The sequence below is a fragment of the Brevibacillus borstelensis genome (assembly GCF_003710865.1).
Classification (GTDB): Bacteria; Bacillota; Bacilli; order Brevibacillales; family Brevibacillaceae; genus Brevibacillus; species Brevibacillus borstelensis.
Genome location: NZ_RHHO01000017.1, coordinates 34,226 through 55,931, shown reverse-complemented (window position 1 = coordinate 55,931; position 21,706 = coordinate 34,226). Strand labels below are relative to the sequence as shown.

General features: G+C 52.2%; 21 protein-coding genes. 7 read left to right on the top strand and 14 right to left on the bottom strand.

Annotation, left to right across the window (positions count from 1 at the left end; translation table 11 throughout):
• Positions 1-34: 34 nt before the first annotated feature.
• Positions 35-394: a hypothetical protein gene (locus EDM54_RS09195; RefSeq protein ID WP_003387865.1), complete on the top strand. Its 360-nt coding sequence runs from the start codon at positions 35-37 to the stop codon at positions 392-394.
• Between the two features lie 705 nt (positions 395-1,099).
• On the opposite strand, the gene EDM54_RS09190 is transcribed toward EDM54_RS09195, so the two are convergent.
• The 7 genes from EDM54_RS09190 to EDM54_RS09165 all read right to left on the bottom strand — a co-directional run bounded on the left by EDM54_RS09190 (position 1,100) and on the right by EDM54_RS09165 (position 8,172).
• On the bottom strand, positions 1,100-1,288 hold the full coding sequence (locus tag EDM54_RS09190; protein WP_024984421.1) for a hypothetical protein: 189 nt from the start codon (positions 1,286-1,288) through the stop codon (positions 1,100-1,102).
• A 342-nt stretch (positions 1,289-1,630) separates the two neighbouring features.
• Positions 1,631-4,189 carry an ATP-dependent helicase HrpB gene (hrpB, locus tag EDM54_RS09185; protein WP_122958108.1) on the bottom strand — a complete coding sequence of 853 codons (2,559 nt, stop codon included), beginning with the start codon at positions 4,187-4,189 and terminating at the stop codon, positions 1,631-1,633.
• Positions 4,190-4,234: 45 nt separating this feature from the next.
• Positions 4,235-6,652 carry an RNA polymerase recycling motor HelD gene (gene helD, locus EDM54_RS09180; protein ID WP_304363370.1) on the bottom strand — a complete coding sequence of 806 codons (2,418 nt, stop codon included), beginning with the start codon at positions 6,650-6,652 and terminating at the stop codon, positions 4,235-4,237.
• Between the two features lie 259 nt (positions 6,653-6,911).
• Positions 6,912-7,046, bottom strand: coding sequence for a hypothetical protein (locus EDM54_RS26965; protein ID WP_255320242.1), 135 nt, complete (start codon positions 7,044-7,046; stop codon positions 6,912-6,914).
• Positions 7,047-7,074: 28 nt separating this feature from the next.
• Entirely contained in the window at positions 7,075-7,518 is a 444-nt protein-coding gene (locus EDM54_RS09175; protein ID WP_003387870.1) for a hypothetical protein, read from the bottom strand.
• Complete coding sequence (locus EDM54_RS09170) at positions 7,515-7,760, bottom strand: hypothetical protein (protein ID WP_003387871.1); 246 nt, start codon at positions 7,758-7,760, stop codon at positions 7,515-7,517. The genes EDM54_RS09175 and EDM54_RS09170 overlap by 4 nt, the downstream gene beginning before the upstream one ends.
• 112 nt (positions 7,761-7,872) lie before the next feature.
• Complete coding sequence (locus EDM54_RS09165) at positions 7,873-8,172, bottom strand: zinc ribbon domain-containing protein (protein WP_003387872.1); 300 nt, start codon at positions 8,170-8,172, stop codon at positions 7,873-7,875.
• 143 nt (positions 8,173-8,315) lie between these two features.
• On the opposite strand from EDM54_RS09165, the gene EDM54_RS09160 reads away from it, so the two are divergent.
• Both EDM54_RS09160 and EDM54_RS09155 read left to right on the top strand, forming a co-directional pair.
• Complete coding sequence (locus EDM54_RS09160; protein ID WP_031932287.1) at positions 8,316-9,215, top strand: SDR family oxidoreductase; 900 nt, start codon at positions 8,316-8,318, stop codon at positions 9,213-9,215.
• A gap of 208 nt (positions 9,216-9,423) precedes the next feature.
• On the top strand, positions 9,424-11,406 hold the full coding sequence (locus tag EDM54_RS09155; protein WP_122958107.1) for a methyl-accepting chemotaxis protein: 1,983 nt from the start codon (positions 9,424-9,426) through the stop codon (positions 11,404-11,406).
• A gap of 168 nt (positions 11,407-11,574) precedes the next feature.
• On the opposite strand, the gene EDM54_RS09150 is transcribed toward EDM54_RS09155, so the two are convergent.
• Positions 11,575-11,994 (bottom strand): NUDIX hydrolase, encoded by a 420-nt coding sequence (locus tag EDM54_RS09150; protein ID WP_003387875.1) that lies wholly within the window; start codon positions 11,992-11,994, stop codon positions 11,575-11,577.
• Between the two features lie 89 nt (positions 11,995-12,083).
• Positions 12,084-12,278, bottom strand: a complete 195-nt coding sequence (locus EDM54_RS09145; RefSeq protein ID WP_003387876.1) for a hypothetical protein — start codon at positions 12,276-12,278, stop codon at positions 12,084-12,086.
• 185 nt (positions 12,279-12,463) lie between these two features.
• On the opposite strand from EDM54_RS09145, the gene EDM54_RS09140 reads away from it, so the two are divergent.
• Positions 12,464-13,126, top strand: coding sequence for a YHYH domain-containing protein (locus tag EDM54_RS09140; RefSeq protein ID WP_024984427.1), 663 nt, complete (start codon positions 12,464-12,466; stop codon positions 13,124-13,126).
• Between the two features lie 262 nt (positions 13,127-13,388).
• Here EDM54_RS09140 and EDM54_RS09135 read toward each other — a convergent pair whose 3' ends face one another.
• Complete coding sequence (locus EDM54_RS09135; RefSeq protein ID WP_174768845.1) at positions 13,389-14,612, bottom strand: RtcB family protein; 1,224 nt, start codon at positions 14,610-14,612, stop codon at positions 13,389-13,391.
• A 222-nt stretch (positions 14,613-14,834) separates the two neighbouring features.
• Between EDM54_RS09135 and EDM54_RS09130 the strand changes: the two genes are divergently transcribed.
• Positions 14,835-15,944 carry an NADH-dependent flavin oxidoreductase gene (locus EDM54_RS09130; RefSeq protein ID WP_031932283.1) on the top strand — a complete coding sequence of 370 codons (1,110 nt, stop codon included), beginning with the start codon at positions 14,835-14,837 and terminating at the stop codon, positions 15,942-15,944.
• A gap of 38 nt (positions 15,945-15,982) precedes the next feature.
• Here EDM54_RS09130 and EDM54_RS09125 read toward each other — a convergent pair whose 3' ends face one another.
• Positions 15,983-16,546, bottom strand: coding sequence for a histidine phosphatase family protein (locus EDM54_RS09125; protein ID WP_122958104.1), 564 nt, complete (start codon positions 16,544-16,546; stop codon positions 15,983-15,985).
• 151 nt (positions 16,547-16,697) lie between these two features.
• On the opposite strand from EDM54_RS09125, the gene EDM54_RS09120 reads away from it, so the two are divergent.
• Complete coding sequence (locus EDM54_RS09120) at positions 16,698-17,642, top strand: TIGR01777 family oxidoreductase (RefSeq protein ID WP_122958103.1); 945 nt, start codon at positions 16,698-16,700, stop codon at positions 17,640-17,642.
• A gap of 157 nt (positions 17,643-17,799) precedes the next feature.
• Here EDM54_RS09120 and EDM54_RS09115 read toward each other — a convergent pair whose 3' ends face one another.
• From EDM54_RS09115 to EDM54_RS09105, 3 genes are all read right to left on the bottom strand, one after another.
• Positions 17,800-18,345, bottom strand: a complete 546-nt coding sequence (locus EDM54_RS09115; protein ID WP_122958102.1) for a hypothetical protein — start codon at positions 18,343-18,345, stop codon at positions 17,800-17,802.
• A gap of 176 nt (positions 18,346-18,521) precedes the next feature.
• Positions 18,522-18,914: a hypothetical protein gene (locus EDM54_RS09110; RefSeq protein WP_122958101.1), complete on the bottom strand. Its 393-nt coding sequence runs from the start codon at positions 18,912-18,914 to the stop codon at positions 18,522-18,524.
• Positions 18,915-19,214: 300 nt separating this feature from the next.
• A complete protein-coding gene (locus EDM54_RS09105; RefSeq protein ID WP_122958170.1) occupies positions 19,215-20,552 on the bottom strand; it encodes a glycosyltransferase family 2 protein in 1,338 nt (445 codons plus the stop codon).
• A gap of 355 nt (positions 20,553-20,907) precedes the next feature.
• On the opposite strand from EDM54_RS09105, the gene EDM54_RS09100 reads away from it, so the two are divergent.
• Positions 20,908-21,618, top strand: a complete 711-nt coding sequence (locus EDM54_RS09100; protein WP_003387887.1) for an FHA domain-containing protein — start codon at positions 20,908-20,910, stop codon at positions 21,616-21,618.
• The last annotated feature ends 88 nt before the right edge of the window (positions 21,619-21,706 follow it).

Genomic DNA, 21,706 nt, shown 5'->3' with positions numbered 1-21,706 from the left:
TCCATAGTTTCAAAAAAAGGAGTTTGCCCTCTACATGTCCCTGAAAATAGCCAGCCCACAACAAGAATTGCTCGTTTGCTTGCAGCAGCAGCTTGTCGAAATATTGCTCCGGCATAAAAAGAAGCCCTACCTGCCGGTCTGGGGCGAACTCTATTCAATTTTGAGAGAATTTGTCAAAATATCCAGAAAATCCAGCCAGAATCTTTTGCTCTATTCGATTTCGCCGACTGGCTCGCTCCATTTTATACATGAGACAGGCTTGTTCCGCGTAGATATTCCTGACCCCGGCCTGACGATTTCTCTCTCTACCGACGAATTGATTGAGGCATTGATCGCCGGACGCTTTTTTCCCGCGCTGCCTCCAATCGACACAGCCTCCCCGTTACCGGAGTAGCATCCGAGACAGTGGGAGATTTTTTTATCTCAACCTTGTATAAACGAAAAAATCCTGGCTTTCGCCAGGCAATTGAGGGTAGTACTGAATTATTCACGTGAATAACATAGCTTCATTATAGTTCTTTATTCCTGATTATGCTATGCGAATTTATAGGAAATATCACCTAGATCATCCAGTGAAAGCGTAAAAAAATAGAGCGGCTCTCCTGCACAGTTTCGAGCCGCTGCTGCAAAGTTACGAACTCCCCAAGTTCGCTTATACAGATTGTACTATGTAATTTGAATATCGAAAAGTGTCGTCTTTTGAATTTACGATAGAAAATGGCAAATGTGCGAAGTGTTAGGAAAAAAGTTCAGCAAACAAAGGAGCCATTCACCTTGCAGAATCACAGTATTCACGCATGCTGAACCAAATCCGCTTCCTCTGATTTTCTTAATCATTTGTAATCCATTACCTGCTTGAGATGCTATTTTTATAGCGGTGCTGCAAACAAAATTCGCCATTCACCATATTTTTTAAGCTAAGAAAGGCTCTCGGCATTCTCTCCGTGAGTCGCCGGCATTTCTGCCAGGCAGGGAGCTTCCATCGCATCTGGCTTTTGCCATGCTCCGCTTAATGTCTGTACGATGAAAATAGAGGGTGCCATGCGTCATAAAGTCCTTGTTAACGCTGGACAGCCCTCTCTTTTGAATGCTTGTTTGCTTACCGGTGAGTGCCAAATAAAATGCAGAGGTAGACGTACTGGCTGATACTCACCTCGGGAAAGAAGAAAGCCAGATTGCTTTTTCCGGGAGTCTGTCTGACCGAATACCGCAGCTTGCTGTTTCGCAGCGATTGGGCCATCCGGTACGCCTCGCTCCAGGTCGCATGGAAGGAAATATTTTTTGCCATTCCTGTCAAACACCTCATCTTGATAGTGCTCATCTCATGAACATAGCATGTCCAAAAATTGGCTGAAAGATTTATTTGAAATGACCCTTGGTTCGAGCTTTAGGGGAGAAGATGAACAAGGAGAAAAACGCAGGCGGTTCGGTGGGACACTTGCGGGTGAGTTGGACTGTCCGACTGCATTCCAAGATTCAATCGGTACTTTAACGTCTTGGCGATGCCGGACGGGACTACATAACGCTCAGGCGGCTGCTGGATACCCTTTCAGGGGGTGAAAGACAGCGCATAAAAGAGGCTGTTCCCCAAGCAATTGTTGACGCTTGGAGAACAGCCTCTGGCAAATGTTCATTTCGCGGACGGTTTTGGCCGCACCTTGCTCGTCGGCATCGCTTCCAGGGGATCGTCCGGCCAGTAATGCTTGGGGTAGCGCCCTTTTAAATCTTTTTTCACATCAAAATAGGCATTCTGCCAAAAGCTTGCCAAGTCTCTGGTCACCTGGACCGGCCGATGTGCCGGAGACAGGAGGTGCAGCGTCAGCGGAACACGCCCGTAACAGATGCGAGGGGTTTGCATCAACCCGAACATTTCCTGCAGCCGGACAGAGAGGACCGGCGCATCCGGGTCGCTGTAATCAACCGGAATCCGTGAGCCGCTGGGCACGCCGATATGCGTAGGCGCTTCTTTGTCGAGCTCTCTTCTCTGCTCCCACGAGATCATTCCAAGCAGGATATCTGCGAGGGAGAGGCGCTGCAGATCCGCACCTTTTTTCATCCCGTGCAAATGGGGGCCAAGCCAGTCGGAAAGCGTTTCCCTTAGCGCCTCGTCCGATACATCCGGCCACTTTCCTTGCCCTTGACTTTGCCCCTGTTCCTGCCGGTGCATGAATTGCAGACGCTGCTGCAACTGCCGGGCTTGTTTCGTCCAGGGCAACAGCTCCAATCCTTCCGATGAGATACCGGAGAGAAGCGCATACAATATATCTTCCGGGTCGGGCTCTAGCAAAGGGGCTTCCTGAATCACAATGGCTCCCAGGCGCTTGCGGACTCGCGCCCTCACGCTTTGCTGGCCTGCCTCCCAATAGACGAGGGCCTCGCTTTCCATCTGGTCAGCAAAATACTTTTCCAGCTGCTCCGCGTCAATCGGCGCTGCCAAGTAAATCGTGCTTTCACTTCCCTGGTCATCCAATTCGGCTGCCACCAGATAAGGGGCGTTCGCGAGAGACTGTATTTTCGTAAAAACCGCACCTCTCCCGTTTTGCAGCAGAAAACGGCCATTTTCCCTGCGCTGGGCGATCCGGTCCGGAAAGGCATACGCAAGCAGCAGTCCGCACGCTGCCGTGTCTGAAGCCTCCTGCTGTATGCCAAACGAATGTTTCCAATGCTCCGCTTCGGCCCATACGCTTCGGCAGAGTGAACGATTGAGAGATATTCCCGCATATTCCTCCACCTGATCTGACCCTGCATCCTGAACAAAACGCAGCGCTTCAACCCGTGTCCGGATATCGACATCCTCGCCTGCCCGCAAGCCACGAAGCACATCCCGCTCGCCGAGCAAAGCGGCCAGCTCGCAAGCCAGCCCGCCCAGACCAAGCGGGATTGCGACGAGGATCATATGGGCCAGTCTTGGAGGCAATCCCGTTTCCGCCATTCTTTTGCCGTGCGGGGTCACCGCCCCCGACTCATCGAGTGCCCCCAATCTGGCAAGAAGCTGGCGGGCCTGCCTGAATGCCGCAGCGGGAGGAATATCCAGCCACGAGAGCTCAGACGGATCGGCTACGCCCCAGACTGCCAATTCCAGCGCAAGCGCCGTCAGATCCGCCTCCTTGATTTCCGGCGTCCGTGCCGCTTCCAATTGCCGTTCCTCTTCCTTTGTCCACAAGCGGTAACAGGTGCCCGGTCCAAGCCTGCCCGCACGTCCCCGACGCTGATCCGCCGACGCCCTCGCCACCCGTACGGTCTCGAGTTTGGTCAGTCCGGTGCGCGGCGAAAAGCGCGGGACTCGCATCAGTCCGCTGTCGATGACCGTCCTGACACCTTCCACCGTCAGACTGGTCTCCGCAATCGACGTAGCCAGCACGATTTTCCGCTCACCAGGCGGGCACGGCGCAATCGCCCGATCCTGTGCCGCCGAGGGCATATTTCCGTACAACGGTTCTATTCGAATACGCTTGCCTGCGTTCTCCTGTCCGCCCAGCTCCAGCTCTTTCAGCCTGGCTTCCACTCTGCGAATCTCTCCTGCTCCCGGCAGGAACGTCAGGATATCCCCTTCTTCCTGCTTTAGCGCATGCTGGATGGTATGAACCACTTTTTGTTCGAGCGGCCCTTCCCAGCGGGTATCCAAATAATGGGTTTCCACAGGAAAAGAACGCCCCTCGCTCCTCAGGATCGGAGCACCGTCCAGCAAGGCGGACACAGGCTCTGCCTCCAGCGTTGCGGACATGACCAATATCCGCAGGTCATCCCGCAGCAACTCACGGGACTGAAGGCAAAGGGCTAGGCCCAGATCGGCCTGAAGACTTCGTTCATGATACTCGTCAAAAATGACCATCCCCACGTCTTCCAAGGCCGGATCAGACTGCAGCATGCGTGTCAGTATCCCTTCGGTAATGACTTCGATCCGCGTTTTCGGGCCTACGCGGCTATCCATCCTGACCCGATACCCCACTGTCTCCCCCACTCGTTCTCCCCGGGAAGCTGCCATGTACCGGGCAGCCATGCGGGCGGCAAGCCGGCGAGGCTCCAGCATCAAAATCCGGCGTCCTGCGAGCCAGGGCTCGTCGAGAAACGCCAGCGGCACACGCGTGGTTTTCCCTGCACCGGGTGAAGCGATCAGCACCGCGCTGGCATGAGAGCGAAATGTCTCCAGCAAGCTGGGCATGATCGAGTCGATCGGCAGTGTCTTCATCTCATCACCTCATCCGATTGCGAACAAACCTTCTCTCTCTCTTCTTTACACTTCAACATAAGCATCTGCCGGAGCGTCCGCCAAAAACGGACTCTTTTCACCCAGACAATACAGATGCAGCTCGTGCATGGCGCGGGTGCAAGCCGTGTAAAAGAGCTTTCTCTCCCTTTCCCGGCCGTATTGCGCCCGGGAAGCATTGTAAATGATAACGCCGTCAAATTCTACCCCTTTGGCGAGGTAGGCCGGGATGATGTGAAAGCCTTCTTCAAAAGAGACGGTTTCTTTGTCAATCAGCCGAACCGGTACCTTTTCGCGCAGCGCTTCATACGCTTCCCGGCTCTCCTTAGCCGTTTTGCAGATGACGGCAATAGTGCGATGACCTGCTGCCGTCATTTCGCCAATCCGGGCTGCGACTTTTTCTGCCAAATCCTGCTGATCCGACACCCTCGTCAGTGTCGGCTTTTTCCCGTCGCGGTTAAACGGTTCGATCGCATTGTCGCCGCGAAGCATGGCACTGGTAAACTGGACGATGGGCCTCGTAGAGCGATAGCTCCGGGTCAGGATGATTTTCTCGGTATGTTCCTCGCCGTACAGTGTCGCAAGCCCGGCAAAATCCTGGCCGCTCGTCGAATGGGCATAGATCGCCTGATTCAAATCACCCAGCACAGTCAATTTGGCATGGGGAAACAGCCGTTTCATAAAGGCAAACTGGAACGGGGAGTAGTCCTGGGCTTCATCGACGAACACATGCCGAACTGCTGTATTCGTTTGAAAGCCTTCCACCCTTTCCTTCAAATATAAAAAGGGAGTGGCGTCTTCCCAGAACAGATTCCCGCCATCCAGGCACGCCATAGTCTGCGAGCAAATCTCCGGCCAGTGCCCGGGAAGCTCCAGAGAGCCTGTGAGCGATTGCACGAGCTGCGGATCTTCAAACAACTGCCGGTACAGCGCCGCAAGATCGATGAAGCGCAGCTGCTTGACTTCCCTGCGAAGCGGGGCAAAATGCTCCTGCACGACCTTCACTGCGAGCAGCTCCCGTTCCCGGTCAAAATCGTTGAACGTCTCTCCCGAAAACTGTTTCTTGCCTCTCAGCTCTTGGTACACCCGCTGATAATCATCGCGATCCAATAGCTCAATGGCTTCATCCACCCAGGCACGGTTTATTTCCTTTTTCCCGAGCCGTTTCAGCTCACTTAAGAGCCATTCCGCCAGCAGCCTCATCCGGTTAGGGATGCGCAGTGAAGAATCCATCTCGTAAAATCGCTCTTTGATCGCGTCCGCGGAAATCAGCGTACGCCCGCGGAATTTCACGTCCCGGAAGCACATTCCTACATTTCGGAGCGATTCGACGTATGCATCGATCACCCGGAGCCATTCACCGCCAGCCTTGTAGCGGATTCCCTCCGCACGGGCGTTGTATCCGGGTTCGTTCATTGCCGTGTAGATGTACTCCATCTGGGAGAACGGATCTTCTACCGTGAACCAATCGCCGAGTCTGTGTTCCACGTATTCCTGAAAGGTGGTCTGCTGCATGTTTTCCTCGCCCAGCTCGGGCAGAACGGTAGAAATGTAGCTGTTAAACATCGGGTTCGGGGAAAACAGGACGATCTGCTCGGACCGGAGCGTTCCCCGATAGCGGTAGAGCAGATATGCGACGCGCTGCAGCGCTGCAGACGTCTTCCCGCTTCCGGCTGCTCCCTGGACGATCAGGAGCCGTTTGCTTGTGTTGCGGATAATTTTGTTCTGCTCCTTCTGGATGGTGGCGACGATGCTTTTCATCTGACCGTCGCCCTGTTTGCCCAGCACCTCCTGCAACAGCTCGTCGCCAATCGTCACGCCGGTGTCGAACATCGAGCAAAGCACGCCGTCGCGGATGATATATTGCCGCTTCAGCTCCATGGTGCCGCTGATCAGACCGCTTGGCGTTTCGTATTGCGCCGGGCCTGGGGAATAGTCGTAGTACAGGCTGGAAACAGGGGCACGCCAATCGTACACGAGAAACTCCACTTCATTTTCATCGAGAAGCGAGCCGATCCCGAGGTAAATCCTTTCCGCAGTCTTCTCCCCGTCTTCGCGGAAATCAATGCGGCCAAAGTACGGAGATTTTTGCAAACGAACCAGTGTTTTCAACTGATTGCTCGCATGCCGGTGCAGCCGCTCCCGCTCGGAGAGAACCTCAGCCTGCTGCTTGATGCTGGCATACGTCTCGACTGCTTCGATAGCATCGTCGAAGTTGACGGTCACATCCTCCCAAAAGTTCTTGCGGATGTGGACAATATCTTCCTTTACATCGCTTACATGCTGTTCAAGAGATTCAATGCGCCGGGAGATCACGCCTACAACCTGCTCCACCCGCTTCTGTTCTTCCTGTCGGTCCTCTGCTTCTTTTCGATCCTCCTGCCCTTTGACCTGATCTTCCAGTCTTCCTTGATCTTCGTGTCTGCTCTGGTCCGACATGCTCATGCGCGTTCCCCTTTCCTGCTCCTTTTTTCTTTGCCAAGATGGGTTTGACAAAAGGGATTCCATGTGATAAGATATTATTGGGATAATATTTTGTTGTTCTGATATCGAGGTGCAATCACTCCTCATTGTAACACAGGAGTGCTATGATTTCAATTTCCCACTTTTACTTGAAACGACCAAAACGGAGACGCAACGTGCGGCTCCGTTTTTTTATGCCCATATAAGCTGCCCCCAAGCTGGGCTTATCCATACATGATTTTCAACACGTCTCGCTCTTTTGTCCCAAAAATGATTGCGGTCCCGGTCCATTTTCCCCGCCATCCGTTACCATGTAGTGCTCCTCTTTCATATCGAACGTTTTGGGATTGAAAAGTTGATCCCACTCCATCCACATCATGAACCCTCCTGCATGCTTTGGTCCTTTACAGAATGGACAGAAGCGGTTTTTTTACAGATACCTCCGACTGCCGATCGGGGAGGAGAGTCAATTTGATCTTTCCCCTGTACAGCTTGTTTTGTCCGCCTTCTATGTACCCTGCCAGCGTAATCCCTTTGTCTTCCCCGGCAGGAGTAGAGCTGTCGCCGCTCGGAGGCAATTGACTCTCACCGGCATAGTGAAAAGAAATGCTGCTCTCACCAGTCTTGTCTCTGATGTCGATGACAGCTTGAAAGGATGTCCCCGGCTCCAGCTTGGGAACGCTGATCACCCCGTCAAAAAAGCGAAGCTCTGCTCCCTCCACCACGCCTCCACTCTTGTTTTGGATTGTCAGCTCGATGTGATTCTGGAAACCGAAAACCCATTGGTACAGTACGATTGCCAAAAACCCTGCCAAAACGATCCAGAGCGACATTCGGATGAGCCTCATGTGTGCTTCTCCTCTGTTCTGCTCGCATTTTCGCAAGTAACGCCCGCAGCCTCCAGCAGCACCTTCCCCATCCGTGCCGCTTCTATCAGGCAAAGCTCGAATTCAACCTCTCCCGATACATGTGAAACTAGCTGAATAATGTCGGGACAATCGTGGTTGCAGATTAAAAACTGCTCCCATTTTGCCTCGGAGCGCGGTACCTTTTGCGCGTGAAATCCGCTTTTGAAGCCGCCTAACGTCATCCTTATCTCCTCGCGATTCTGCTAATTTTGAATCAGGTCAATCGCATTTCGCCCCTCGTCTAACAGGTTTGAAAAAATGCCGCCATTCGCCACCGGAGTTCTCCTGCTGTTCCTAGCCGAAAAACAAGTCGAGAACATCCCGGGGAAGCGACGCATCCTTGCGGTAAAACTCGCTGTAGCCGCAGCCGTTGCAGCTCACCACATCGAAGCGCTGGTACTGCATATTCAGCACCCGTGACAGCGTCCCTCCCGTCGCGGACATTTCCGTGACCGTTGCGGATGTACCCCCGCATTTGGGGCAGCCGGATTGCCTGTCGTCCTTGTTGTAGTGGCTATTCCCCGTTTTCCGGGTACAACTGCATTGAAGATTATGGTCGAGCCATTCATTGCAAATGTGACATTGCTGCCGCATCGGACTTTCTCCTCCCGTCTTTCCTCTATGTGATTGACGTTTCAAAAAGCAAACCGTTTCTTCTGTCCAAAGACATTTCCGTCTGCACACCCCTCACCGGCAGGAATACATTGTCAAGGTAAACGCCTAATGGAGGAATGCGCATGTTTCCCATGTACCCCTATTACTCCTTCCGTACCGAATGCGAGACCAAGCCGATTGCATTTCCGCCTCAGCACCAGGAGCGTCAGCCTGGTCTGGAGTATTTGATGGTTCCCTTGCCGATAGCCGAAAACCCGGGCTACATCGGATCAGGCAAACTGCAGGACAAGGTAGCCGTCATTACCGGAGGAGACAGCGGTATCGGACGGGCCGTTGCCATCGCCTTTGCCAAAGAGGGTGCGGATGTTGTCATTGCCTATCTTTACGAGCACGAGGATGCGGCCGAAACAAAACGGCGTGTCGAGGAGCTTGGCAGACGTTGTCTGTCCATCGCAGGAGACCTGCGTCACCCGGGGACTTCCCGTGATGTCATCGGCCAGACCATCGAAACATTCGGCCGGCTTGACATCCTTGTCAATAACTGCGCTGTTCAGTATCCGCAAAATAGCATTCTCGACATCTCCGACGAGCAATTGGACAACACGTTCCGCACCAATCTTTTCTCTTTCTTTTACATGACGAAGGCAGCCCTGCCTTGCATGAAGCGTGGAAGTGCGATCATCAATACGACCTCGGTCACTGCCTATGAAGGTCAAAAGGAGCTGATCGATTACTCCTCGACCAAAGGTGCGATCGTGTCGTTTACCCGCTCCCTCTCGTTGTCATTGGTCAGTGAAGGCATCCGGGTAAACGCCGTTTCCCCCGGTCCGATCTGGACACCGCTGATTCCCTCCAGCTTTTCGGCAGAACAAGTCATGTCCTTTGGCCTGGACACTCCGATGAAGCGGGCCGGCCAGCCGTTTGAACTGGCGCCGGCTTACGTCTATCTTGCTTCCGACGATTCCAGCTACGTCAGCGGCCAAGTCCTCCACGTAAACGGAGGGACGATCACTTCATCGTAAGAGAAAAAGTCTTTTGCTCCCACCGCTTTTTCGAACCTGCCCGAATCGAAGGATAAACGGGCAGGTTTTTATGTTTGACGATAGTGAATAAGCTGAAAAGAAAGAAAGTGACACGATACATTTCCAAGTTTGCCAAGCTATGCTATTTTAATTTAGTTGATTTTTATCTGTTATATATAAAATTCGTTCTCAAAAGGGGAAATCATGCATGTCAGACACCATGAAAAACCGCAGAGGATTTTCGGTCCGCTCAAAGCTGATTCTATCCTTCGCCCTCCTTCTCATCATACCAAGCCTGGCTATCGGCGGATTTTCCTTTCAAAGCGCCAAGCAAAACATGGAGCAGGAGGTTCTCCGCGGTGCCCAAAAGGACGTGGAGCTGCTCAGTCTCCTCATCCACGATACCATCTCCCCCAAAATAAGTGATGTGGATTATTTCTCTGCGCACATCAACAAGCAGGATTTTGCGGGAGACGACAGTCCTCTGGTCAGAAGCCGGTTGGATCAGTACCACAGCCTCCATCCTGAATTAGTGAGCGTCTATGTGGGAACGGACAGCGGCTCCATGATTCAGTCCCCCCGCAAAAAACTGCCGGACGGCTACGATCCGCGCACAAGACCTTGGTATCAGCAAGCAATGGCCCAAAAAGGAAAAGCGGTGATCACCGCTCCCTACATCGCTGCTACTACGGGCGATATGGTTGTGACGATTACACAAAGTCTGCGGGACGGCTCAGGTGTGGTGGCCGTTGATCTGGATCTCGACAATTTGAAAAAGCTCACCTGCGAGATTCGCATCGGAGATGAAGGCTATGCGACTCTAATCGATCAAACGGGGAAATACATCGTCCATCCGACGGAAAAAAGCGGTTCGGAAGCGGACAATTCCTGGGTCACAGCGCTGCAAAAGCAAGCGACAGGATTCTTCAGTACAACTATCGAAGGACAAGCTGCAGACATCTTGTTTGCAACCAATTCTCTTACAGGCTGGAAGATCGCAGGAATTATGTATACCCATGAGATCGAGCAAGCAGTTCAGCCGATCTGGTACCGTACCCTGCTCGTCATGGCCCTCTCGATCGCGCTGGGAGCCATCCTCGTCTATGCGATTATCCGATCGATCACGATTCCTTTGAACAAGATGATGCAGGTCGCCGAAAAAATCAGCCAGGGGGACCTGACGGAGAATGTACACATTCAGACTCGGGATGAATTCGGCCGGCTCGGACAGACGATCCAACATATGCAGGATACTCTGCGCGAGCTTTTGCAGGAGGTAGCGAGCAGCTCCGAACAAGTAGCCGCGGCGGCGGAGCAACTGACGGCAAGTGCCGGTCAGACGAGCGGTGCGACGGAGCAAATTTCCCTGACCATGCAGGATGTCGCATCCGGGGTAGACAAGCAGGCGCAAAGCGTTGAACAGGCGTCCGCCACCATTGCCCGTTTGTCAGAGCGCGTTCATCTGGTCTCAGAGAACACGGAGCGGGTCTCTTCGCTTACTGCAGAAGCTTCGGAGCAGGCTTGCAGCGGGGAAGCGGTTATCCAGGATGCGGAGCAGAAGATGAATGACATTCATTCTGCCGTTCGCAATTTGGCAGACGTCATCCAAGGGCTCGGCGATCGCTCCCAGGAGATCGGTAGCATTCTCGATGTCATCACCGGAATTGCCGAGCAGACCAACCTGCTGGCTCTCAACGCCGCCATTGAAGCCGCGCGGGCAGGAGAACAAGGACGAGGTTTTGCTGTCGTGGCAGATGAAGTACGGAAGCTGGCAGAGCAGTCGGCCCAATCAGCCACCCAAATCTCCCGCTTGATCGCCGCCGTCATGGATGAGACGAGTCAAGCTCTGCAGTCCATGGCCCAAACAACGTCAGGTGTAGAAGAAGGGCTAGCCGCTGTCAGCAAGGCGGGGCGTTCCTTTGCCCACATCGAACAATCCGTCCAGACCGTCGATCAAAGCATGCAGGAAGTAACCGGCGCCATGCAGCAAATAGCCGACGCGGCCGAGCAATTGGTGTCTGCCATGAAAACGATCACCAGCTCGGCGGAAATAGCCGCTTCCCGTACGCAAGAAGCCTCGGCTGCTTCCGAAGAGCAGCTCGCTTCGATCGAGGAGATTGCCTCCTCCGCTACGTCCTTGTCTCAGATGGCAGACCGTCTGCAGACTCTCGTCGGACGGTTCAAGCTGTAGCGAAACACAACAAGCTCATGCATACCAACAAAAGAAAGGGATATCTCCACTGGTGGGGATGTCCCTTTTTTCTCAAACGCTTACGGCTTAGCCGAAATCCACGGACTGATGAGCCAATTCAATTGCGTTAAGCTTACCTTTTTCGACAATCAATCGTTCCTGGCTCGATTACTCTTGCGGTTCCCCTTGAATCACATAGTCAGCTCCTGCTCCACGGAGCAGGGCGGAGACACCATCAGGATGGTAAGGCAGCAAACGATCCGCCTCAGCCAGATCCACCCATTTGACTTCCAAAATCTCAGAATCGTAAGGAATCGTCTCAGGGCGCTGAAGAATTTCGCCGCGAAACGTAATAAAGTGGACGTGCTCATCTCCGATATACGCTTCATTGACGGCAACGATTCTGGACACGTTCACCTCGTAACCGGTCTCTTCCCGCGCTTCACGGATGGCGGCTTCCCGCAAAGTCTCCCCTGCCTCTACTGCTCCTCCCGGCAGACTCCAGCTTCCTCGTTTATTGAAGACCAAGAGCACCTGATTTTTTTGTTCGTCAAATAACAGCGTATATGCGACATCTACTCTCTTCAATGATTAGCCCTCCGGTATATGATAGAAATGTTGGCTTTCGGTCTTTGGCATGGTCCTGGCGAGGCTTTTTTGATTAGCCGCTTCATGTGCTACTCCTGGAACTTGGCCGGCTTTTCCACATAGCTTTCCAGAATGTATCCGCAGCTCGTACAAATGATATGGATCACAGCAGAATTGGTAGAAAAGATTTTGTTCATGGGGGCTATGGAGGCATACCCGCTTTGCTTTCCCTTTCCCCATTCCGTTGCATAGCATTTGGGGCATGGTGTGGCCGTCGTTTCCATCTCAATCATCCTCCTTTTTATGTTGGGGCGACCTTCACTGGAAATGGTTTACACGAGATAAGCATAGCATAGATTGGGTCGGCCCTGCCCCTTTCTCGAACAATAATCGGATTTTCGCTAACTTTCCCCAAAAAGCACAGGCAATCTATTATAATAGAAGAAATGGAAAAAGGAGGGTATATTCTTTGAAAAAGGGAATCATCTTTCTTCTTTTACTAGTCTTGGCGTTCTCGATTCTTCCGGCTTCATTTGCCCATCCGGGCAGAACGGATGCGAATGGAGGCCACACCTGTCGAACCAACTGTGAAAAGTGGGGACTCCGATACGGAGAGTATCATTACCACAATAGCGGAGGGTCGAGCTCAAGCTCATCTGGCAAGAGCAGCCCACCATCTCCAAAGTCGACCCCGAAGCCTGCTCCGCAACAGTCATCAGCACCTGCCCCTGTCATCATACCAATCATCGCCGTCAAATCAGCAATGGTTTACATTCAACCTGTTCAGCATGATGATTATATGATCGGTCAGGTAGAGTACGGAACTATAGCCCAGGATCATGGGACGGTTGAAGGATGGATTACTTATCATTTTGCCGACGGACGCATCGGTTACATTCCGAAAACCGTCATCACCCAGTACGAATCGATTCAGCCGAAGAATGTTACCGTGCAAGTGGACAAGGCTTACGTCTTTGCCATTCCTTCTGCCTCTGGAAGCGCCAACGGGTCGCTGACGAAAAACACTACGGTGCAGGCGTTGGGGAAAAGCGGGGAATGGTATTATATTTCGACAACGGATAGTCAAGGAAACGCGATAAAAGGATTTCTCTCCGGTACCGTAGCTTGGTAACGCGCTAGAGCGTCCTGCTTGGGACACCTTGATAAGCCGCGGACACAAACCCGCGTTTTCCCCGGCTCAACAGGTGTCCCATCCCCCTTTGCATCCTCTGCTTTCCTTGCTCTCACAAAATTTGCTCTTTTCCCTTTTTCAATTGGCTCCTTGGGCCGTGATCAGCCGTCTTCCTTCCATATTGCTGCAAATGTAAAAGGAGGGACAGCCCTACAGCTCCCCCTAAGTCCGATGCTTTACAACGCTTTACACTTACGAACACTCAATCCTTATACGGATCAAACTCATCCGCACCCGCCATGCAAACACCGATGGGCTTCAATACATGCAAAACCTCTACCGTCTCCTCATGGGCCCGCAGTACCTCGGACAGCTTTTTGTATACGAACGGACTCTCATCCGTTCCCGCTCCGCGAAGCTCCACGCCAAACTCGCTGATCGCCCGCTTCATCTGCTCCACGGTAATTTTGCCGCCGCTGCGCTTGCGCGTTTTCCAATTCATCCTGCCGGCCGCCTCGGTACGGCTCATGATTCTACCTGCTCCGTGCACTGTGCTGTAAAAGGCCTCCTTGTTTTCCTGTGAATCCTTTCCTTTCACGATGACGGACAAATCACCCATGCTGCCCCCGATAAAGCCAAGCTGACCCGGCGCTGATGGCGTCGCCCCTTTTCTGACGACCACGTACTCTTTGCCGTCATGCATTTCCTTCCAGGCGAAATTGTGATGGTTATGAACCTCGAAAGTTGTTTCCGCACCGAGAATGCCTAAAACCTGATCGATCACATAGTCACGGCCTGCATACGCGTATTTGCCCGCAAGCGTCATCGCCTTGAAATACATCTCGCCCAGCTCGCTGTCCAAATCGAGCAGCGTCGGCGGCTGATCCATGCTCTCGCCCGGTGCCTTGTCCGAAAACCTTCGCCCATTCGCCAGATTCAAAAATCCGCTGGCGGTCTTGTGTCCAAACCCGCGACTGCCGAAATGGTTGGCGATCCACACCATTCCCGTCGCTTCCTCCACGAACAGATCGACGAAATGGTTCCCGCTTCCCACGGTACCGAGCTGGCTTTTGGCCAAAGCCTTCAGGGAGTCGTGCTCGTGTTTGCCGATCTGCTTGTACACGTACCAATCTTCCTCTTCGAATAGATCGTGATCGACCTTCTCGTTGTTGACCCGCCCGATTCCAAAGGAAATGGTTTTGGCGATCTCATCCATGATTTGCGGGATTTTCGTCTTGATTTCCTCATAGCGGAGGTCGGTACGGACGGCCTTGTTTCCGCAGGCGATGTCGTACCCGACGCCGGAAGGAGAGATTTGTCCGTCGTAGACGACAACGCCTCCGACAGGCTGTGAGTATCCTTTGTGGTGGTCCGCCATGAGCAATACTTGGACGACATTGCCGTATTTGGAGCAGGTCACGGCCTGCGATACCGCATTTTCAAGTGGGGTCCCCCACACTCTTACATTGGCAATGGTTTGGTACATGATTTCGTTTTTCTCCTTTTTTCTTTACTTATCATTTATGAATTGTCTGTTTTGGGATAGTATCCAGTATTATACAACAGTTTCTTTTCTTTTTCTTGGTGGCAAAGTCTGGGCTTGTTCTCTTTACTGACAATCCCTGTCAGTGAAGCCCCGTTATAATCATAACTAAGACTGCTAGGAACAGACCGATAATCGAATCATCCAGATAAGGAGATATATGCTATGAACGATAGATTCCAACCGATTTTCGAACCTTTTGTTCTTCCTTGCGGCGTAGAGCTGAAGAACCGGATCAGCATGGCACCGATGACCATTTCCGCCGCCAACGCGGATGGATCCGTTTCCGACGATGATTTGAGCTACTACAGCCGCCGTTCTCGCGGAGTCGGCATGGTGATCACTGCATCCACGACTGTCAGCGCTCAAGGCGGGTTCCCCGGTTCAGCAGCAGCCGATCGCGATGAAATGATTCCCGGACTAGCCCGGCTTGCTTCCACGATCAAGGAGCACGGCCCCAAAGCCATTCTGCAAATTGTCCACGGTGGCCGGCAGTGCCCTGCCTCCAATGGCGATGTCGTCAGCGCAAGCGCTGTCCCCATGGAAAAAGAAGGGGCCGTAGTCCCGCGCGAATTGCGCGAGGAAGAGATTGTCGAGATCATCCGCACCTTCGGAGAAGCGACGAGACGGGCGATCGAGGCAGGATTTGACGGAGTGGAAATCCACGGGGCGAACGGCTTTCTGATTCAACAGTTCTTTTCGCCGCATTCCAACAGGCGCAAGGACCGCTGGGGCGGAACGCTGGAAAAGCGAATGGCGTTTCCGCTGGCGGTCGTAGACGAAGTCCATCGGGTCGTCCGCCAGTACGCCAAAGAGCCTTTCATCATCGGATACCGGCTCTCCCCCGAGGAAGCGGAAACACCCGGTATTACAATGGCGGACACATTGCCCTTTGCCGAGGCTCTGGCTGCAAAGCCGCTCGATTACCTGCACATTTCTCTCAACGATTTCTGGTCAGTCCCCAGGCGCGGGATCGACGATGACCGTCCGCGCATCCAGATCATCCATGAGCGTGTCGGCCATCTGGTTCCCGTCATGGGTGTAGGTGCCATTCGCACCGCACAGGATGCCGTTCGTGCTTTGCAAACAGGAATACCGCTGATTGCACTGGGCCGAGAACTGATCATGGAGCCGGACTGGATCGAAAAAATCGCCGATGGACGAGAAGACGAGATCAAGACGACGATTGCCAAGGATGATCAGGCCAGGTTGGCCATACCTGATTCCCTCTGGAGAATGATCGCCGGTGTACCCGGTTGGTTTCCGGTGGAATGAGCGGCGTTCGCATTTTTCCGCAATACCATTACAAGGGATCAGAGGCCAATCTCTGATCCCTCCGCTTTTTCAAACACATACAGGCGTCCATTGGCGATTGTCCGCAGCGCCGGACCTCTAAAGCCTCTGTTCACCAGCTCTTTTCGCATGAACAGCATGAAAGCTGCGTGACCGACGATCAGCACATCTTCCCCGCCCTTTAAGAGAATATCGTCCAAAAGCGTTGAAATCCGCGCTTGCACAGCTTTTTTTCCCTCAAGCTGGGACGGATGATTCAACAGCCACGCCACGCGGAGTATGAAAGCCCAGCACCAGAAGGGCATTTTGGCTTCCCCGCGAAAAACCGGGTAGATCGGTATCTCTCTCAATGCTGCCGTCCGGATATTCTCCCCGTCGTAGATGGTCTCGGCCGTTTTGACTGCTCGCGGCAGATCGCTGGCGTAGCATCTCGTCCAGGAAATTCCCCCCAAGTCTACTTCCCCCGTCTTGACATCGGCCTCGTCGTATTCCGCAAACCATTGCATCACTTCCTTCTGGCTCAGCAACGCCATTCCCGGATTATCTTTTTTCACTTTAAAATGCCTTACCAATCCAATCTTCACTGCTCGTCTCCCCTCCAAAACCCAAAAACGGAGGGAGATGAGCCTCTGCCCCCGCATCTATCCAATTTTTGGTATACTCAACTATGTACAACTGTTACGACGCTTCGCGTTATATCCGATCAAAAACGCAACCCATGGAAGGGTGAATTCTGTGAGCAATAAAATCATTCTCGCTGGCGGCTCCGGCTTTTTGGGGAACGCGTTCGCTTCCTTTCTATCAGAAAAAGGCTATGAAGCTGTCATCCTCTCACGCAGCGCCGCCGGAAACAATCCGCATGCCAGGTACGTTGCCTGGGACGGGGCTGCGGTCGGCGAATGGGCGGCCGAGCTCGAGGGCAGCCGAGCTGTTGTCAACTTTGCCGGAAAAAGCGTCAATTGTATCTACACCAAGAAAAATAAAGCGGAAATTATCCAGTCCAGACTTTCCTCTGTCAAAGCACTGACAGATGCGATACTGGCATGCAAAAATCCGCCTCCCGTATTTGTCCAGGCGGGCTCCCTTGCGATTTTTGGAGATACCCGCCAGCTTTGCGACGAAGAAGCTCCACACGGGGAAGGCTTTTCCGTGGAGGTTTGCAAACGGTGGGAGGAGGCCTTCTTTGCGGTGGAGCTTCCAAAAACGAGAAAAGTTTTGCTGCGGATCGGCTTCGCCTTGGGGAAAAACGGGGGCGCCCTAGAGCCGCTCATGAACCTCGTAACATACAACCTCGGCGGCACCGTCGGCTCGGGCGACCAATACATTAGCTGGCTGCACGTCGATGATCTGAACGAGATGATTTTCGCCGCGATCCAAAACGAACAACTGCAGGGAACCTACAACGCAACCGGCCCCACCCCTGTGACCAACCGCGAATTCATGCAGACATTGCGGAAGGTCATGAACAAGGGATGGGCTCCTCCTGCTCCGGCCCCATTGGTATGGCTCGGTGCCTACCTGGTCATGAGAACAGAGCCCAGCCTTGCCTTGACCGGGAGGAATTGCGTCCCCAAAAAGCTGCTCGATGCGGGATTTTCATTCAGGTTTACCGATTTGGAAGAGGCATTGCGGGATATTATCGAGACGAACGAACATGGCGCTTTCTCCTTTTTCCGCTGATCGTGCGGCACGAGACGCTATCGTTTGCCCCCTGTCCATGCAGCAGGCGAGTCAGTATTTTGAAGAGAGAGAGCTGCTATTTTTGCGGAAAACAAGCTGCTATTTTTTGATGCATTCAAATCACCATTTTTGCAGCTTCCGCCTGGTTGCATCGGATTTACGGTTCCTGCTGGACATGCAGCAAATTTCCGATGGAGAACCTGTCGTATGTCTTTGCGTTGTCCTTTGATGTCCAGCTTACAACCGCATATGACGTTTCAAACATGCGCCGAATCGCCTCCTCATCCAATCCTCTCGCATCGAAGATGACGGATTGTTCCGAGATCGCAAAAGGCTCCGAGCCAACATTGTTTTGTTCAAATGAACTCGTGGAAATCACCCGCGACTGGTCGAACTGTTTGATTACTGTCGACAGATACGGAAGCTCGATCTTTCTGTCCGTTGCACTTTTCGAGTCATCGATCCGTACGCTGACCTCAAGTTTTCTGAGGTCTTTTTTGTTGGCTTCCGGGACAGATGCCGCATCCTGCTCTTCTTTCGATAAATGGCTTACTGTTACTTTTATCGTTGCTTTCGGATTCTCTTTGCCCAGGCCGAAAACAAACATGACCATGACAGCAGCGACGCCGAGCAAGAAAATGACTGTTTTTCTGATACGCTTCACTTCCCTGTCAAAGATTCTTCTTCCGATAATATTCTTCACAGGTTCTCCGGCTTCCCTGATCAAATATTGAGAGAGCGGCTCGCATAAGTTAGAAGATATAAACATAGAATGATAGCAGCAGGTTTCCTTTAAGGATATAGCACCCGACATGCGTTCTTCTTGGCACACCCTGCTCCTGTTATTCACTGTTCCTGACAAACATCGCTTTTATAAATCTAGCTAGAACAGGATGCTTTGCTACCTTTTAAGCGGACAAACGATAGACACAAAAAGTATACATACGAAGCAGATGCTCCCAAAAGATAGAACTTGAAAGAAAATGGCACAAATCTTCCCGTCACTATCAGAAACAGAATCCCTGTAGCGGCTACACCTGCGATTACATAAAGCAGGCTTTCTATGAAAAAACGCTTGACAGGCTTCGTATTGCCGATAGGCTTCAACAACCAGTCAATCGCAATAGCCATGGGAATTCCCAGGAAAAGTACCCTTGGGAAAGTAAACATCGCCAGCGGCAACACCATGAACCGATCTTGAAAATAGAAAAGTGCGGCTCCAAAAACAAACAGAAAGCTGGCCGGAATGCTTGCGATAAAATGCTGCGCCATATGTGTGCCTCCGTGATCAAGAAATGGCTTTTTTTCCTTGCTCCTAGCATTTCACCAATCCTTCAAGCAGCATGTGGTCCGATCTCCCCATACAGCGCCGCAACGTGTGCCGGGAGAGGCACACGTCTGAAAATGGCAAAAAGCTTCAAAGGAACCTCAAAAGGGTGGTCAGGAGTTGAATTGATTATAACAAAAGGTGGAAATAGAGTTAACTTTCGCAAAGAAAAAACCTCACCGAGAAGTGAGGTCGAAAAACGGATTCTCTTCTTTAAAAACTCGCTTTGTTCAATGGAAAAAAACCTATTTCCAGACCCGGCCAAGCTTTAGACACTCCTGAAAATATCCGCAAACAGACACCGGGCTCATGATCATCTGGTAGCAAAGCACAAATGCAACAAAGCCCCAGCGGTTCCGTCTGATCTTCAGATCCAGAGTGCGAAAGACGTATTTCTGGTAGCGGTACAAAATCATATTTTGCAAAAGCGCCAACGGCAGGACGAGGAGGGTAATCGGTCCGACAATCCAGTAGTGCCCAAAGAAGGCCGCGACCAAGCCGGGAAGCCAGCAAAACGTGTACACGAAATCGAGATAGGGCATGAGCAGGTTGTAGCCGGTCAAGAACCGGGCAAACATAATCGGCTGCTGCCACGGCTTTATCACTTTCAACGCCTCGATCATTCCTCTGGCCCAACGGCTGCGCTGTCTGAAAAAGTGCTTGAAGGTGGTGGGAACATCGGTAAAAGCCACGGCCAGCGGTTCAAAGAAGACTCTTTGGTTGGTGCCAAGCAAACGCCAGGTCAACACAATATCTTCTCCGATCGCATCCGGCCACCCGCCGATATTTCGGATCGCATCCGTTTCGTAGAGGGAAAAGGCCCCCTGTGCTACAAGCGTCCCTTGGTATAAACCTTGTAATCTTTTGATGCTGGCAATACCCAAAAAGTAATCCCATTCCTGGATTTTTGAAAGGAAATTGTCGCGGCTGTTGCGAACGAGCACCGCTCCGGCCACAGCACTGACATCTGCGGGCGCAGACAGCATGCGGGCAACGATATAGCGGATCGCTTGGGGATGCAGAAGCGTATCGGCGTCTAGTGTCACGACATACCGGGTCGTCACCAAAGGAAGGGCCCGGTTCAGCGCGTGATGCTTTCCGGCTCTGGTCTCTTCAACAACCAGAATGTCCAAGCCGAGCTGCTTGCCGAGCTCTTTCGCTACTTCAGCCGTTCGGTCGATGGAGCCGTTGTCTACTACGATGACGTCTATCTTGCCCTCGTGGTCTTGTTTGGCGATCTGGTTGAGCGTTTCTCCGATCCCTTTTTCCTCGTTCCGGCAGGCGATCACAATCGTAATGTCTTCTTTCGGAGCGAGCGTCTTGAAGGTCGGTTGACGATCCACAAGCAGACTGGCAATCATAAATGCATTCATATATCCCGGTATGTAAGAGATGCCCGCAATCACGGCAAAAGCGACGAACGAAGGTATGTACTGCTCCAGATCATGGACCCATGGCAAAGACAGGACAATTGAAAGGGTCATCCAGGAAACGGCAATCAATTGACTGATCCAAAATTTCATCTTTACCGAAATATATCTGGAGGAGGCTGCACGATTTAATGGTTGTTTGGGGCAATTCATGTTGGACTGCAAAGCTAGGACCCCCTGCCACGGAAACCCCACAGGCTCCCGTGATGTTTGACTAAGATTGTGAAAGGCAGCACACATAACCAGCATACCTCATGGCATTGCAAGGGCTACATGATAGCCTTTTGGAAATGCAACCAAAGAATAGCAACCACGTTGGCTGCTGTGGCCAAAGTGTCCGGAAGCAAAAAAGCCGCCTCAGGGCGGAGGCGAATGCTGGCGTCTTTCATAATCGATTGGATACCGATTCACAAAACTCAATGAAACATTCTATCACGATCTGTCGTACTATGAAAGAATATAACTTTTACAAGCAAATCCATTGATCATCAGAAGGAGGTTATCCATTGTGAGTTTGCCGTCACAATTGGTTGTCATCCGCGGATTTCCTTTTGACGGGGGATCAACCTTTCGGCTTCTGCAATCCAGCACCTTATTGGGAAGAAAAGATGGGTCATGGGAACCGGATATCGCATTTGACAACGTCTACGTCTCTCGAAAACAGGCATCGATTTCCTTTGAAAACGATCACTACTATATTATGGATTTGGACAGCAAGCATGGAACAGAAGTCAATGGGCAGCGGCTGATGCCCTTTGTGCCGACGATTCTCGCAGCCTCCGACAGCATTTCATTTGCAAGGGGGATGGTTGCTCTTGTTTTTTCTCCGGTAAATCTGGAAGAGACATTGGACTTTAAACCCTTGTTCCTGCAAGGCAGTACCCCTCTGGAGGAGGACCCTGTGAGACAGATCATTTGGATTCATGGCCGCAGCTTTCACTTTTCCGAAAAGGAATACAGATGTCTGGAGCTTTTGTTGCGCAAGGAACGGCAATTTGTCGGCAAAGACGAAATCATTCGCTATGTATGGCCGGAGCGGCCGGCAGACCCGTTGCTTCCCTCCGTCAGCTCGGAGGAAATCAATTCTCTTCTCTACCGAATCCGCAAAAAAACGAATCACGCCGTCACTATTGAAAATATCAGAGGCAAAGGTTACATATTGAAGCTGTTGCCGCCACAACAGACAGAATCGCAGGCGCCAGCCCATTCCCGTTGCTAAATAGCTGCTGCTTGACATCATCAAAGGACCGGTGCACTTCACCGGTCCTTGCTTGTTGACGTTCGAGTCTTTCCCTTGCCCGACAATT

What these genes read in the sequence shown, in the direction of transcription:
- EDM54_RS09130 (WP_031932283.1), top strand. Translation starts at nt 14,835, where the DNA reads ATGAACGATAGATTCCAACCGATTTTCGAACCTTTTGTTCTTCCTTGC.
- EDM54_RS09155 (WP_122958107.1), top strand. Translation starts at nt 9,424, where the DNA reads ATGTCAGACACCATGAAAAACCGCAGAGGATTTTCGGTCCGCTCAAAG.
- EDM54_RS09170 (WP_003387871.1), bottom strand. Translation starts at nt 7,760, where the DNA reads ATGACGTTAGGCGGCTTCAAAAGCGGATTTCACGCGCAAAAGGTACCG.
- hrpB (WP_122958108.1), bottom strand. Translation starts at nt 4,189, where the DNA reads ATGAAGACACTGCCGATCGACTCGATCATGCCCAGCTTGCTGGAGACA.
- EDM54_RS09175 (WP_003387870.1), bottom strand. Translation starts at nt 7,518, where the DNA reads ATGAGGCTCATCCGAATGTCGCTCTGGATCGTTTTGGCAGGGTTTTTG.
- helD (WP_304363370.1), bottom strand. Translation starts at nt 6,652, where the DNA reads ATGAGCATGTCGGACCAGAGCAGACACGAAGATCAAGGAAGACTGGAA.
- EDM54_RS09195 (WP_003387865.1), top strand. Translation starts at nt 35, where the DNA reads ATGTCCCTGAAAATAGCCAGCCCACAACAAGAATTGCTCGTTTGCTTG.
- EDM54_RS09105 (WP_122958170.1), bottom strand. Translation starts at nt 20,552, where the DNA reads ATGAATTGCCCCAAACAACCATTAAATCGTGCAGCCTCCTCCAGATAT.
- EDM54_RS26965 (WP_255320242.1), bottom strand. Translation starts at nt 7,046, where the DNA reads ATGTGGATGGAGTGGGATCAACTTTTCAATCCCAAAACGTTCGATATG.
- EDM54_RS09190 (WP_024984421.1), bottom strand. Translation starts at nt 1,288, where the DNA reads ATGGCAAAAAATATTTCCTTCCATGCGACCTGGAGCGAGGCGTACCGG.
- EDM54_RS09135 (WP_174768845.1), bottom strand. Translation starts at nt 14,612, where the DNA reads ATGTACCAAACCATTGCCAATGTAAGAGTGTGGGGGACCCCACTTGAA.
- EDM54_RS09110 (WP_122958101.1), bottom strand. Translation starts at nt 18,914, where the DNA reads ATGGCGCAGCATTTTATCGCAAGCATTCCGGCCAGCTTTCTGTTTGTT.
- EDM54_RS09145 (WP_003387876.1), bottom strand. Translation starts at nt 12,278, where the DNA reads ATGGAAACGACGGCCACACCATGCCCCAAATGCTATGCAACGGAATGG.
- EDM54_RS09165 (WP_003387872.1), bottom strand. Translation starts at nt 8,172, where the DNA reads ATGCGGCAGCAATGTCACATTTGCAATGAATGGCTCGACCATAATCTT.
- EDM54_RS09160 (WP_031932287.1), top strand. Translation starts at nt 8,316, where the DNA reads ATGTTTCCCATGTACCCCTATTACTCCTTCCGTACCGAATGCGAGACC.